At 65.6% G+C, this 12,531-nt stretch carries 11 protein-coding genes and 1 tRNA gene; 1 reads left to right on the plus strand and 11 read right to left on the minus strand.

The genetic code is table 11. From position 1 onward, the window contains the following. Nucleotides 1–19: 19 nt before the first annotated feature. The 8 genes from J8847_RS12865 to J8847_RS12900 form a co-directional block, all read right to left on the minus strand. Nucleotides 20–973, minus strand: a complete 954-nt coding sequence (locus J8847_RS12865; RefSeq protein ID WP_211525108.1) for a glucokinase — start codon at nucleotides 971–973, stop codon at nucleotides 20–22. Beyond that, nucleotides 970–3,450 (minus strand): glycoside hydrolase family 3 protein, encoded by a 2,481-nt coding sequence (locus J8847_RS12870; protein WP_211525109.1) that lies wholly within the window; start codon nucleotides 3,448–3,450, stop codon nucleotides 970–972. The genes J8847_RS12865 and J8847_RS12870 overlap by 4 nt, the downstream gene beginning before the upstream one ends. A 17-nt stretch (nucleotides 3,451–3,467) precedes the next feature. Further along, a complete protein-coding gene (locus J8847_RS12875) occupies nucleotides 3,468–4,832 on the minus strand; it encodes a GH1 family beta-glucosidase (protein ID WP_211525110.1) in 1,365 nt (454 codons plus the stop codon). 112 nt (nucleotides 4,833–4,944) lie between these two features. Next, nucleotides 4,945–5,973, minus strand: coding sequence for a LacI family DNA-binding transcriptional regulator (locus tag J8847_RS12880; protein WP_211525111.1), 1,029 nt, complete (start codon nucleotides 5,971–5,973; stop codon nucleotides 4,945–4,947). Nucleotides 5,974–6,040: 67 nt separating this feature from the next. Next, nucleotides 6,041–7,093: an ABC transporter ATP-binding protein gene (locus J8847_RS12885; protein ID WP_211525112.1), complete on the minus strand. Its 1,053-nt coding sequence runs from the start codon at nucleotides 7,091–7,093 to the stop codon at nucleotides 6,041–6,043. Between the two features lie 4 nt (nucleotides 7,094–7,097). Beyond that, nucleotides 7,098–7,973, minus strand: coding sequence for a carbohydrate ABC transporter permease (locus J8847_RS12890; protein WP_211525147.1), 876 nt, complete (start codon nucleotides 7,971–7,973; stop codon nucleotides 7,098–7,100). Between the two features lie 20 nt (nucleotides 7,974–7,993). Beyond that, nucleotides 7,994–8,869 carry a carbohydrate ABC transporter permease gene (locus J8847_RS12895; protein ID WP_211525113.1) on the minus strand — a complete coding sequence of 292 codons (876 nt, stop codon included), beginning with the start codon at nucleotides 8,867–8,869 and terminating at the stop codon, nucleotides 7,994–7,996. A gap of 5 nt (nucleotides 8,870–8,874) precedes the next feature. Next, on the minus strand, nucleotides 8,875–10,116 hold the full coding sequence (locus J8847_RS12900; RefSeq protein ID WP_211525114.1) for an ABC transporter substrate-binding protein: 1,242 nt from the start codon (nucleotides 10,114–10,116) through the stop codon (nucleotides 8,875–8,877). A 598-nt stretch (nucleotides 10,117–10,714) separates the two neighbouring features. On the opposite strand from J8847_RS12900, the gene J8847_RS12905 reads away from it, so the two are divergent. Continuing rightward, nucleotides 10,715–11,059 carry a hypothetical protein gene (locus tag J8847_RS12905; protein WP_211525115.1) on the plus strand — a complete coding sequence of 115 codons (345 nt, stop codon included), beginning with the start codon at nucleotides 10,715–10,717 and terminating at the stop codon, nucleotides 11,057–11,059. An 83-nt stretch (nucleotides 11,060–11,142) separates the two neighbouring features. Here J8847_RS12905 and J8847_RS12910 read toward each other — a convergent pair. The 3 genes from J8847_RS12910 to J8847_RS12920 form a co-directional block, all read right to left on the minus strand. Continuing rightward, nucleotides 11,143–11,218 (minus strand) — tRNA-Thr (locus J8847_RS12910). A gap of 37 nt (nucleotides 11,219–11,255) precedes the next feature. Further along, the gene (locus tag J8847_RS12915) at nucleotides 11,256–11,747 is read right to left on the minus strand and encodes a ClpXP protease specificity-enhancing factor (protein WP_211525116.1); all 492 of its coding nucleotides are present in this window, start codon (nucleotides 11,745–11,747) and stop codon (nucleotides 11,256–11,258) included. A 137-nt stretch (nucleotides 11,748–11,884) separates the two neighbouring features. Next, the gene (locus J8847_RS12920; protein WP_005663771.1) at nucleotides 11,885–12,496 is read right to left on the minus strand and encodes a glutathione S-transferase N-terminal domain-containing protein; all 612 of its coding nucleotides are present in this window, start codon (nucleotides 12,494–12,496) and stop codon (nucleotides 11,885–11,887) included. Nucleotides 12,497–12,531: the final 35 nt, after the last annotated feature.

Genomic DNA, 12,531 nt, shown 5'->3' on the forward strand with positions numbered 1-12,531 from the left:
GAGGTCTCCGTGGTGATGGCTAGGCCGCGAGCCGGTCCGACAGCATGGCGGACACGCCGCGCAGCGCCGGGTACTGCTCGGTGATCAGGTAGGTCGGGATGCGCGCCAGGTAGGGGCCCAGGCGTCCCTTGTCTTCGAAGCGCGCGCGGAAGGCCGAACCGGCGAACAGGCGCCCGAGACGCGGCACGATGCCGCCGCCGATGTACATGCCGCCGGTCGCGCCCAGGGTCAGCGCGACGTTGCCCGCGACGCTGCCCAGGATGGCGCAGAATGTCTCCACTGTGCCTGCGCAGTCGCTCGAGCTGCCGTCCAGTGCGGCCTGGGTGATCTCGGGCGCGCCGATACGCTTGCCCGTGCGCGCCCAGTGGATCAGTTCCAGGCCCATGCCGGACAGGAGGCGCTCCGCCGAGACGTGGCCGTACTCGCTCCACAAGGCCTCCAGGATCGCCACCTCGCCGCGGTTGGTCGGCGAGAAGCTGACATGGCCGCCTTCGCCGGCCAGCGCGATCCAGCGCTTCCCGGCCGGGATCACCCCCGATACGCCCAGGCCGGTGCCGGGGCCGATCAGGCCGATCGGCCGCTTGGCCAGTTCGACGCCGCCGCCGATGCGCTCGCGCTGGTCCGGGGCCAGGTGGGGCAAGGCCATGGCGAGCGCCGCGAAGTCGTTCACCACCAGCAGCGTTTCCAGGTCCTGCGCGCGGCGCAGGGCCTCGATCGAAAAGCTCCAGTGGTGGTTGGTCATCCTGACCTCGTCGCCCTCGACCGGATTGGCGATCGCGATGGCCGCGTGGCGCACCGTGTCCACCGCCAGGCCGCGCGCGCGTGCATTCGCCAGGTAGGCGCGCATGGCCTCGCCCAGCGTCGGATGCGCGGCGCAGGCCAGCACTTCGATGTCGACGATGCCCTCGCTGGATTCCAGCGCGAAGCGGGCGTTGGTGCCGCCGATATCGGCCAATAGCCGTAGTGCGTTCATCGCAATTCCTCGCAGCGCACGGCGTCCGCCTCGGCTGCCGCGCCGCCCGCGATCTCGATATTGGTGAAGGCCGCCGCGAAGGCCGCATCGCTGCTCAGGCTGAAGGGCGTGTCGACCTTGGCCAGGTCCAGCCCCTGGAAGCAGGCCAGCGGCACTTTGACTGTCTGCTTGCCCTTGCCGGCCAGGCGCTTGAACAGCGCCGTGGCGTCGACCGTGGCCTGCTGCACCGCCAGCGTCACCTTGCCGGCCGGCGCCGCCTGGACGATGGTGTCGAAGCGCAGCGCCGCCTTCTCGCTGGCCGCCGCCGGCAGCGCCATCGGACGCGCGCCGCGTGCCTCGACCGTGGCCGGGCCGGTCCAGCTCACCAGCTTGGCGTCCTGCTGGGTGTTCACCTGCGAGGTCGTGACCGTGATGCCCGGCAGCGCGAAGCTCGCGTTCAGGTCCGCGCCCAGCACGGTGCGCTCCTGGCCGCTGCGGATCGCCAGCGGGAAGCTGGCGCGGTCCGCCTGGCTGAAGACGGGATAGGTAGTGCTCACGCCGCAGCCGCCGGCCGGCACGGACTCGTCCAGCTTGCCCAGGCGCGAACGGTTCGCCTTCTTCAGGCCGTAGCCATAGGCGAACAGGGGCGCGTAATCCTGGTCGCCCACGTTCAGACGGGTCTGGCAGGCGGACTTCGGCCAGGAGAAGGGCAGCTTGCCGCGGAAATCGTAGTTGTTGACGCCGGCGATGAGGAGATCGGACACGCCCTTGCCCTCGGAACCCGGCAGCCAGGCCGCGATGAAGGTATCCGACAGGTTGATCAGGTCGTTCGCGTACAACGGACGGCCGGACACCATCACCGTGATCACCGGCTTGCCCTTGCCGGCCACCGCGCGCAGCACGGCCAGGTCTTCGGGATAGCGGCCGCTGTGGCGCAGGGTGCCGGACAGGCCGATGTCGCCGTCGCCTTCCGCGTAGGGACGCTCGCCGATCACGGCGATCACCGCATCGAACCTGGACACGTCGACATCCTTCGCATCCAGGCTGTAGGTCACATTGGCGCTGCCGGCCGCGGCGCGGATGCCGGTCAGGATGGTGTCGGCATGCTTGAAGTCGGCGTTGGTATTGGCCGTTCCCTGCCAGGTCAGCGACCAGCCGCCGGACTGGTTCGACAGGTCGTCCGCGCTCTTGCCCACCACCAGGATCTTCTTGCCGCGCGCCAGCGGCAGGGGCGGTCCTTCGTTCTTGAGCAGCACCAGCGACTCGCGCACCGCCTGGCGCGCCAGGTCGCGCGCCAGCATGGCGTCTTCCTTGCCGGCGTAGGCGTTCTGCGCCGGGCTCTTGCCGAACAGGCCGGCGCGCAGCTTGACGCGCAGGATGCGGGTGACGGCGTCGTCGATGCGCGCCATCGGGATCTCGCCGCTTTCCACCTGCTTGATGGTGTTGGCGATGAAGGCCTTCCAGTCATCCGGCACCATGATCATGTCGATGCCGGCATTGATCGCCTGCGGGCAGCTGTCGTTGCGGCAGCCGGCCACTTCGCCGATGCCGTTCCAGTCGCTGACCACGAAGCCGTCGAAGCCCATCTTGTTCTTCAGGATATCGGTCAGCGCCACCTTGCTGCCGTGGAGCTTGCCGTGTTCCTTGCCGGTGGCGGGATCAAGCCAGCTGTTGAAAGAGGCCATCACGGTCTGCGCGCCGGCGCCCAGCGCGGTCAGGTAGCCCTGGCCGTGGATGCCGAGCAGCTCCGCTTCGCTGACCCTGGTCACGCCGCGGTCCTTGCCGTGCTCGGTGCCGCCGTCGCCGATGAAGTGCTTGGCAGTGGCGACGGTGTTGGCGTCCTTGAAGGCGCCTTGCATGCCGCGCACGTATTCGCCGGCATAGCTCTTCACGACCGCCGGGTCCTCGGCATAGCTCTCGTAAGTGCGGCCCCAGCGGTCATCGCGCACGACGGCCAGGGTCGGGCCGAATACCCAGGCGATGCCGGTGGCGCGCACCGCTTTCGCAGTGGCCGCGCCGATTTCGCGCACGAGCGCCGGATTGCGCGCCGCGCCCAGGCCGATGTTATGCGGGAACAGGGTGGCTCCCGGCACGTTGTTGTGGCCATGCACCGCATCCGTACCCCAGATCACCGGCACCTTGACTGCCATGTCGGTCCGCATCGAGGCCTCATGGTAGGCCAGGGCCAGCGCCAGCCATTCCTTGGCGGTCGCATGCTTGTTCCCGTTCGGCCAGCTGCCGCCGCCGTTCAGCACCGAGCCAAGGTAGTAGCGGGTCACGTCCGCTGGCGTCGCGGTCTTGATCTCCGGCTGGGTCATCTGGCCGATCTTCTGCGCCAGGGTCATCCTGGCGACGATCCCGGCGACGCGCTTCTCGAGCGCGGCGTCCGGCTTGACGGCGCTGGCGATCTTCGGCCAGCCGGCGGCGGGCGCGGCGTGGGCGTGGAGGGGAAGGGCGGCGGCCAGCGCCAGCGCGAGGTAACGGAGCTTGGGTGTCATGGGAGGTCTCGTCGAGGTTATTCCTGGCGCAGGAAGGAGCGGTACCACTTGCCGCTGCCCTTCAGCGTGCGCTGCTGGGTGTCGTAGTCGATGTGGGTCAGGCCGAAGCGGCGCAGGTAGCCTTCCGCCCATTCGAAGTTGTCGAGCAGGCTCCAGGCGAAATAGCCCTTGACCGGCACGCCGTCGGCGATCGCCGCCCGCAAGCTCGCCAGGTGGCGCATCAGGTAGTGGCGCCGGCCGACGTCGTCGATCTCGCCGCCTGCATCCACGCTGTCTTCGTAGCAGGAACCGTTTTCGGTGATGTAGATCGGCCCCGGGTGGTAATCCTTCTCGATGCGCAGCAGGAGCTCGGCCAGTCCCTGCGGCGCCACTTCCCAGCCCATCGCGGTGGTCTCGACTTCGCCCGGCGGCAGCACCTCGGCGTCCAGTGGCGCGTGGCCCGGTGCGTGGGCGATGGTCTCGGGGAAGTAGTAGTTCACGCCCAGGAAGTCGGTGTCGACGGCGATCGCCTCCATGTCGCCCGGCAGGATAGCTGGCGCGGCATCGCCGATGGCGTCCAGGGTGGCCTGCGGGTAGCCGCGGCCGTGCAGCGGATCGAGGAACCAGCGGTAGCGCAGGCCGTCGTGGCGCTCCATCGCGGCCAGGTCTTCCGGCTTGCTGCTGGCGGCGCGCAGCGGATGCAGGCTGAGGGCGATGCCGACCTGGGCATCGGGCACGTTGGCGCGGATCAGCGGCACCGCCTTACCGTGCGAGACCAGCACGTGGTGCGCGACCTGGAGCGCGGTCTTGAAGTCGGTCAGGCCCGGCGCATGCCAGCCTTCGAAGTTGCCGATGATGGCGGTGCACCAGGGCTCGTTATGGGTGATCCAGTGCTTGACGCGGTCGCCCAGGCGGCGCGTCATCACGTCCGCGAATTCCAGGAAAGCATCCACCGTCTCGCGCCTGGCCCAGCCGCCGCGGTCCTGCAGATACTGCGGCAGGTCCCAGTGGTAGAGCGTGGCCCAGGGCTGCAGGCCGCGCTCCAGCATGCCGTCCACCAGGCGCGAGTAGAAGTCCAGGCCTTTCTGGTTCGGCCGGCCGCCTACCTCGCCGAAGATGCGCGGCCAGGCGATCGAGAAGCGGTAGGCGTTCAGGCCCATGTCGCGCCCGATGTCGAAGTCCTCCGGCCAGCGGTGGTAATGGTCGCAGGCGACCGCGCCGCTGGAGCCGTCGCGCACTTTGCCCGGGGTGGCGGCGAAGCGGTCCCAGATCGATTCGACGCGGCCGTCGACCGAGCCGGCGCCCTCGATCTGGTAGGACGATGTGGCGCAGCCCCACAGGAAGTCGGAGGCGAAGTCGCTACGCGCTGGTGCGGCAGGCTCGGGGCGGTTGGCAGTGGTCATGGTCTCGCGTCAAATAAAAACGTTGTTCGGCTATTCTAATGGAAAGCTTTCCAATCCGGCGATAAAAAAAATGGCCGGCAGGCGGCCACCGGGTTTGCACCCGGGGCATGCCTCATGATTTCTTCTTTCGGGTGGCCGGCGCCTGGGCCAGCGAGGCGCGCAGGGTGACGCTGACCGGGAAGGTGCGCGACACGGGGCGCTGCAAATCGTAGCAGCGGTTCAGCAGCATGTTCAGGCCGTTTAGGGTCATCTCGCGCCAGGGCATGTGCACGGAGGTCAGGCGCGGCGCCGAAAAGGCGGCGCTTTCGGTGTCGTCATAGCCGATCACCGACAGGTCGCGCGGCACGCTGATGCCGGCCTCCTGGAAATAGGACAGGGCGCCGACCGCCATCTCGTCGTTGGCGCAGAACAGCGCGCTGCAGGGCGTGCCGGATTCGATCAGCTCCTTGGCCGCGGCCCAGCCGCCGGCGGGCGAGAAGTCGCTCTCGGCGATCCAGATCTTGCTGGTGTCGATGCCTTCGCCGGCCAGTTCGTGCATGAAGCCATCGATACGGGCCACGTTGTCGGCGAGCGCGGTCGGGCCGGCGATGATGGCGATGTCGCGGTGCTTGTAGTCGAGCAGGGCGCGCGCGGCCAGGCGTCCGCCCTGGGTGTGGTCGACCGTGAAGCACTGCTCGGGGATATTGGCGAATTTGTTGTTCAGGGCCACCAGCTGGTACTGCTTGACGCCGAGCGAAGCGATGTCCTCGTCGGTGAGGGCGCTGGTCATCATGATCAGGCCGTCGCAGCCGCGCTCGATCAGGAACTCGATGCCTTCCATCGCCTGGCGGCGCGCGTCGCCCAGGCCGACGCCGAAGGCCACCACCATGTGCAGGCCGGCTGCGCGCAGCTCGGTGTCGATGATCTGCAGGATGGGGGTATAGAAGGTGCCGGTCAGGACCGGGATGTAGACGCCGATCATGCGGCTGGTGCCCGACAGCAGGGCGCGCGCGGCGTGCGAAGGGCGGAAGCCCAGTTCGTCGATCGCCTTGCGCACGCGCTCCAGCGTGGCCGGGGACACCGAGCCCTTGCCGCTGACCACGCGCGATGCGGTGCCGAGGCCCACCCCGGCGAGACGCGCTACATCCTTGATAGTCGCCACTGCTGGATTCCTGTTAGTTATTCGAACAACACCGAAGCATACTGCATCTTGATTCCCGTGGCACTCGTCACGACAGACTCCGGCCGCTGGCCGGGTCGAACAGCGATACCCGCTTCGCGTCGATCGCGAAGCGCACCCGCTGGCCGGCCTCCATGGGACGCGGCTCGTGCACCAGCGCCGACAAGGCGTGGCCCCCGCAATCGAGCCAGACCACCTGGTGGTTCCCCATCGGTTCCACCAGGGTGACCAGGGCTTCGAGCGGACCGTCGTCGCGCAGCTGCAGGTGTTCGGGACGCGCGCCCAGGGTCGCCGCGCCCGGCAGCGCGCCGCTGTCCGCCAGGGTGAGCGTGAGCGCGCCGGCGTGGAAGCATCCGTGGATGTCGACCTCGCCCTCGACGAAGTTCATCGACGGCGAACCCAGGAAGCCCGCCACGAAGCGGTTGGCGGGACGCTCGTAGACCTCGCACGGGCTGCCGATCTGCTGGATGCGGCCGCCCTGCATCACCACGATGCGGGTGGCCAGGGTCATCGCCTCGGCCTGGTCATGGGTCACGTAGATCATGGTCGAGCCCAGTGCCTGGTGCAGCATTTTCAGTTCGCGGCGCAGTTCGGTGCGCAGCTTGGCGTCCAGGTTGGACAGCGGCTCGTCGAACAGGTAGACGCCGGCCTCGCGCACCAGGGCGCGGCCGATCGCCACGCGCTGGCGCTGGCCGCCCGAGAGCTGGGACGGCTTGCGGTCCAGCAGCGCATCCAGCTGCAGCATCGCGGCGGCGCGCTGCACGCGGCGCTGGATCTCGGCCTTGGGCGCACCCGAGATGCGCAGGCCGAAGGACATGTTCTTCTCGACCGTCATGGTCGGGTACAGCGCATAGGACTGGAACACCATGCCGATCCCGCGCTCGCTCGGATCGGCGTCGCTCATGTCGCGTCCGCCGATCTCGATGGCGCCGCCGGACAGGTCGATCAGGCCGGCGATGCTGTGCAGCAGGGTGGACTTGCCGCAGCCGGAAGGCCCGAGCAGGACCAGGAACTCGCCCGGCTCCACCTGCAGGTCGAGATCGCGGATGATCTCGTTGCCGCCGCGGGTGATGCACAGTTTGCGCAGATGGACATTCGACATGGGTTCAGCCTTTCACGGCGCCGGCGGCGATGCCGCGCACGAACCAGCGTCCGGAGATGAAGTAGATCGCCAGCGGCAGCGCCGCCGTCAGGATGGTCGCCGCCATGTTCACGTTGTACAGGCGCGTGCCGGTGGTGGTGTTGATCACGTTGTTGAGCTGGACCGTCATCGGCAGGTTGTCGCGGCCGGCGAACACCAGGCCCAGGATGTAGTCGTTCCACACGCCGGTCACCTGCATGATGGCGGCCACCACGATGATGGGCAGCGACATCGGCAGCATCACTTGGGCGAAGATGCGCCAGAAGCCGCCGCCGTCGATGCGCGCGGCCTGGAACAGCTCGTGCGGCACGGAAGCGTAGTAGTTGCGGAACAGGAGGGTCATCACCGGCATGCCGAAGATGCAGTGTACCAGCACGATGGCGGGGAGCGATCCGAACAGGCCGGCCTTGGCCATCATCCACACCAGCGGATAGATCATCACCTGCACCGGGATGAAGGCGCCGGCCATCAGCACGCCGAACAGCAGCTTGGCGAAGCGCGGGCGCCAGAACGACAGGGCGTAGCCGTTGACGGCGCCGAGCAGGATCGGCAGCACGGTGCTGGGCAGGGTGATCGCGACCGAGTTCCAGAAGCCGGCGCCGACCTGGCCCCAGGCGCTGCGCCACGGGTCGAGGGTCAGCTGGACCGGCAGGGCCAGTACGCTGCCCATGCGGATCTCGTCCATGGTCTTGAACGAGGTGGTGATCATCACGTACAGCGGCAGCAGGAAGAACAGCGCGGCGCCGAACAGGAAAGCGTAGACGCCGATGCGTGCGGCGTTCAGGCGGCGGCGCTTGCGGGGCCGTGTCTGATCGAGGGAGGCGGGCAGGGCAGGCGCCATCGCGTGTACGGTGGATTGGCTCATGCGTGCCGTCTCCTCGAGCGGGCGTAGGCATAGGGCGCCAGCACGGCCAGCACCGGGATCAGCATCGTCACCGCGCCGGCCGAGGCCAGGCCGATATTCGAGCGCAGGAACAGGTGGTCCATGATGAACTTGGCCGGCACCTCGCTGGCGATGCCGGGACCGCCCTGGGTCATGGCGACCACGGCGTCGTAGAGCTTGACCACGGCGGTCGACAGCAGCAGGAACACGGTGGCGATGGTCGGGCCCAGCATCGGCAGCACGATCGACACGTACACGCGCCAGGGCGGAATGCCGTCCAGGCGCGCCGCCTTCCAGATCTCCGGATCGATGCCGCGCAGGCCGGCCAGCATCAGCGCCATCACCAGGCCCGCGGCTTGCCAGACGGTGGCGACGACGATGGTGTAGACCGCCATGTCCTGGTCGATGATCCACTCCAGGCGAAAGCCCGGGAAACCGAGCTGCCGGACCGCGCCTTCGATGCCGTTGCCGGGCGTGAGCAGCCATTGCCATACCAGGCCGGTGGCGATGAAGGACATCGCATAGGGGTAGAGGAAGACCGTGCGCAGCAGGCCTTCGCCGCGCACGTGCTGGTCGATGAACACGGCCAGCAGGAAGCCGATCAGCATGCTGGCCAGGATGAACAGCACGCCGTAGACGGCGAGGTTGTTCAGCGAGAGCAGCCAGCGCTCGTTGTCGAACAGGCGCAGGTACTGTGCCAGGCCGATCCACTTCTCGGAAGGGAAGGTGCGCGAGGCGGTGAAGGAGGTGCGCAGGGTCCACAGCGCCGCGCCCACGTAGGCGAACAGCACCGTCAGCGCCATCGGCAGCAGCGCGGCGTGCGGGATCAGCTTGGAAAGGCGGCGAGCGAGCATGGCGGTCAGTATTTGAGGGCGTTGGCGATGCTGCGCTGGACCTTGTCGACCGCGATGTTCATGTTCCAGTAGGCGGTGAGGATATCCTGCAGGGCGCCGTTCTGGTCCGGGGTCAGGTAGACCTCCGAGACGCCGAGCTGGCGCGAACGGTCCTTGATGATGGCTATGCCTTTTTGCGCGCACAGGTCGAGCGAGGACACGTCGACGTCGCTGCGCACCGGGATCGAGCCTTTCAGCTTGCTGAAGCCGACTTGCAGCTCGGGCTGGGCGACCACGCCGGCCAGCAGGTGCTGGGCTTTCAGCGCGGCCGGGTCGCTGGTCTTGGGGAACACGAACACGTCGCCCTGGATCAGATAGGGGCTGGCCGGTCCCATGCCCGCGATGCAGCCGTAGTGCCGGCCGGCGACTTGGCGGGCGTTGGTGAATTCGCCCTTGGCCCAGTCGCCCATGATCTGGAAGCCGGCCTTGCCGCTGATGACCATGGCGGTGGCGTCGTTCCAGTTGCGGCCCGGGGAATTCGGATCCACGTAGCTTTTCAGGCGCTTGAAGGTCTGCAGGATCTGGCGGAAGGCGGGCGAAATGAGCGTGGCCTGGTCGCGGTCTCGCAGCACCTTCAGGTACATCTCGCGCCCGCCCATGTTGGCCAGCACCGCCGAGAACAGGATGGTTTCCTGCCAGGACTGGCCGCCGTGGGCGAGGGGGATGATGCCCGCCGCCTTGAGCTTGTCGAGGGCGGCGAAGAATTCGGGCATGCTGCCTGGTTCCTTCGCGATGCCGGCCTTCTGGAAGGCGGCTTTCGAGTACCAGAACCAGGTCTGCATGTGGATGTTCAGCGGCACCGCGTAGTAGTGGCCCTGGACCTTGATCACCTCGATGATGGGCGCGGGCAGGATCCGGTCCCAGTCGTGGGCCTCGGCGATGCTGTCGACATTGTTGAGCATGTCCTGCTCGATCACGTCGAGGAACTGCTTGGAGGTGTTGAACTGGGCCGCGGTGGGCGGGTTGCCGCCGACGATGCGGTTGATGGTGACGGCGCGGGACTGGTCGCCGCCGGCGATCGCGGTATCGATCCAGACGCCGCCGGCATTGCGGTAGGCCTGGGCGACCTGCTTCACGGCGGCGGATTCGCCGCCCGAGGTCCACCAGTGAATGACTTCTGCCTTGGGCGCGGTGGCTTGCGCCGCCTGTGCGGATGCGAAGGCGCACAGCCAGGCGCAGGCTGCGGCCAGATTGCGTGCTGTGACCATCGTGTCTCCGTTCGTCGCCATTTTTTCGGTAAGTTGGAAACGTTACCATTGGCTTTGGACCGACTATAGCATCGGGTGAAATAGCGGTCAAACAAATATTGCAATCGAGGATTTTGGCACAGTTTTACTGTGTAAATGAGAACTCATGATGAGCGCGCCGGGGAACTGGAGGTGTCACCCGAATGGCATTGGAGGAAGCGCAAATTCCCAAGCTTTGGGATGGAACCAAGATTTTGTTCTCTCCGTCATAGCAAGTAGCTCAGCTGGCATGGCATTTCCGAAGATATCGATATGTTTTGCTTATGAAACTGTCTGTATGCATTCCATGTCGATATAACTTACATCGTTTCGCGTATAGGCAGAGACTATCCTTAATAATCAAGGTCTTATGCAATTGGCATTGTTCTTGCTGTCACAGGCATTCGCATTTTCGAGGATGTCGAGGAAGTCGCTCGTATTTGAGCCTCGGAAATAAGTGCTGAGGCCTGTCATCGGTATCAGTCTAATCAATGCGTTAACCAACAGTAGGTGGTGTTAACAAACAGACTAAATGGATGTAAAGCCAAGTTAGCTCAACAACAACTAATAAGGGATGCAAATGAAAAATTTATATGTAGCTATGCTGACTGTCGCCATCCTGTCCGGCTGTGCCAGCAGGCCGGAGAGTATTGCAGCGTCATATGTCTCGCACGAGAAATACAGTGGCAACGATTGCACACAATTGTCGACTTACCTGAGCGATGCACGTGCCGGGCTGCAGAAGGTCTCCGCCATGCAGGATTCGAAAGCCAATATGGATGCGGCAACCGTGTTCCTGGCCCTGGTTCCGGCCAGCAAATTGACCGGCGATCATGCAGGCGACGTTGCCAAGCTCAAGGGAGAGGTCGAAGCCATCGAAACAGCCCAGATCAAGAAAGGGTGCAAGGCTGCGAAAGTGGCGTGAGCCGATCCAGACGGGCGAGCCACAATCCGGCCCGAAAAAACAAAAGCCCAACCAATGGTTGGGCTTTGTCATTCATGCGAATCTGGTGCCGACTGCAGGACTCGAACCCGCCACCTGATGATTACAAATCAACTGCTCTACCTGATGAGCTAAGTCGGCTCACGATCATGTGATCGTTAGGGCAACAATTATACCCTTATTTGATGCGCGTCAGCGTCGGACGCCCGCCTTTCTTGGGCGGATCGTTGTCGTCCCCTGGTCCGGTGGTGGCCGGTTCCGGCGCAGCGGCAGGCTCGCTGCCGTTCGGCACCGCCGACAGCGAAGGCGAGGCGCTGGCCGCCTCGGCGGGCGCGGGCGCCGGTATCTCCGACGCCGTCACGTTCACTTCGAAGGCCATGCCCTGGCCATTCTCGTTCGCGTAAATCGCCAGCACGTTCTGCACCGGGATATAGAGCTCGCGCGACACGCCGTTGAAGCGCGCGCGGAAATGGATGGCGTCGTTGTCCATCTTCAGCCCCGACGTGGCGCCGTAGCTGATGTTCAGGATGATCTCGCCCTTGCGCACGTATTCCATCGGCACCGTCGTGGCGGAATCGACCTTGACCGCGAGGTAAGGCGTATAGCCGCTGTCGGTGCACCATTCATAGATGGCGCGCAACAGATAGGGTTTGGTGGAGATCTCTGCCATTGTTGTGTTATCAAAAGAATACGTATGCCTGCGCGTCCAGTGTAGCGGATTCCCCATGAGGCGTCCGACTTTCCGGCGCGTATCGGGCGAGGGACGCGGGAGGACTGCACGCAAGTGCACGCCTCCCGCTACGCCGATCAGCGGCGCATCACCTTCTCGGACGGGGTCAGCGCCTCGATGTAGGCCGGACGCGAGAAGATACGCTCGGCGTACTTCATCAGCGGGGCCGCGGTCTTCGACAGCTCGATGCCGTAGTGGTCCAGGCGCCACAGCAGCGGAGCGATGGCGACGTCCAGCATCGAGAACTCGTCGCCCAGCATGTACTTGTTCTTCAGGAACAGCGGCGCCAGGGTGGTCAGGCGGTCGCGGATCTCCGCACGGGCCTTGTCGTGGTTCTTGTCGTTGGCCTTGTTGCGCTCGCTTTCCAGCGTGTGCACGTGGACGAACAGTTCCTTTTCGAAGTTGAACAGCATCAGGCGGGCACGGGCGCGCATCAGCGGATCGGCCGGCATCAGCTGCGGGTGCGGGAAACGCTCGTCGATGTACTCGTTGATGATGTTCGATTCGTACAGGATGAGTTCGCGCTCGACCAGGATCGGCACCTGGCCGTAGGGGTTCATGGTCGAGATGTCTTCCGGCTTGTTGAACAGGTCGACGTCGCGCACCTCGAAGTCCATGCCCTTTTCGAACAGGACCAGGCGGCAGCGTTGGGAGAACGGGCACGTGGTGCCGGAGTAGAGAACCATCATGGTTTATAGTTCCTTAAGAAACAAAGGGGTGAAGC

The organism is Massilia sp. AB1 (assembly GCF_018119385.1).
Lineage (GTDB): Bacteria > Pseudomonadota > Gammaproteobacteria > Burkholderiales > Burkholderiaceae_D > Telluria.

Bases quoted from the DNA above. Each gene is read 5' to 3' on its own strand.
- J8847_RS12895 (WP_211525113.1), bottom strand. From the start codon at position 8,869: ATGCTCGCTCGCCGCCTTTCCAAGCTGATCCCGCACGCCGCGCTGCTG.
- J8847_RS12900 (WP_211525114.1), bottom strand. From the start codon at position 10,116: ATGGTCACAGCACGCAATCTGGCCGCAGCCTGCGCCTGGCTGTGCGCC.
- J8847_RS12870 (WP_211525109.1), bottom strand. From the start codon at position 3,450: ATGACACCCAAGCTCCGTTACCTCGCGCTGGCGCTGGCCGCCGCCCTT.
- J8847_RS12915 (WP_211525116.1), bottom strand. From the start codon at position 11,747: ATGGCAGAGATCTCCACCAAACCCTATCTGTTGCGCGCCATCTATGAA.
- J8847_RS12905 (WP_211525115.1), top strand. From the start codon at position 10,715: ATGAAAAATTTATATGTAGCTATGCTGACTGTCGCCATCCTGTCCGGC.
- J8847_RS12890 (WP_211525147.1), bottom strand. From the start codon at position 7,973: ATGGCGCCTGCCCTGCCCGCCTCCCTCGATCAGACACGGCCCCGCAAG.
- J8847_RS12865 (WP_211525108.1), bottom strand. From the start codon at position 973: ATGAACGCACTACGGCTATTGGCCGATATCGGCGGCACCAACGCCCGC.
- J8847_RS12885 (WP_211525112.1), bottom strand. From the start codon at position 7,093: ATGTCGAATGTCCATCTGCGCAAACTGTGCATCACCCGCGGCGGCAAC.
- J8847_RS12875 (WP_211525110.1), bottom strand. From the start codon at position 4,832: ATGACCACTGCCAACCGCCCCGAGCCTGCCGCACCAGCGCGTAGCGAC.
- J8847_RS12920 (WP_005663771.1), bottom strand. From the start codon at position 12,496: ATGATGGTTCTCTACTCCGGCACCACGTGCCCGTTCTCCCAACGCTGC.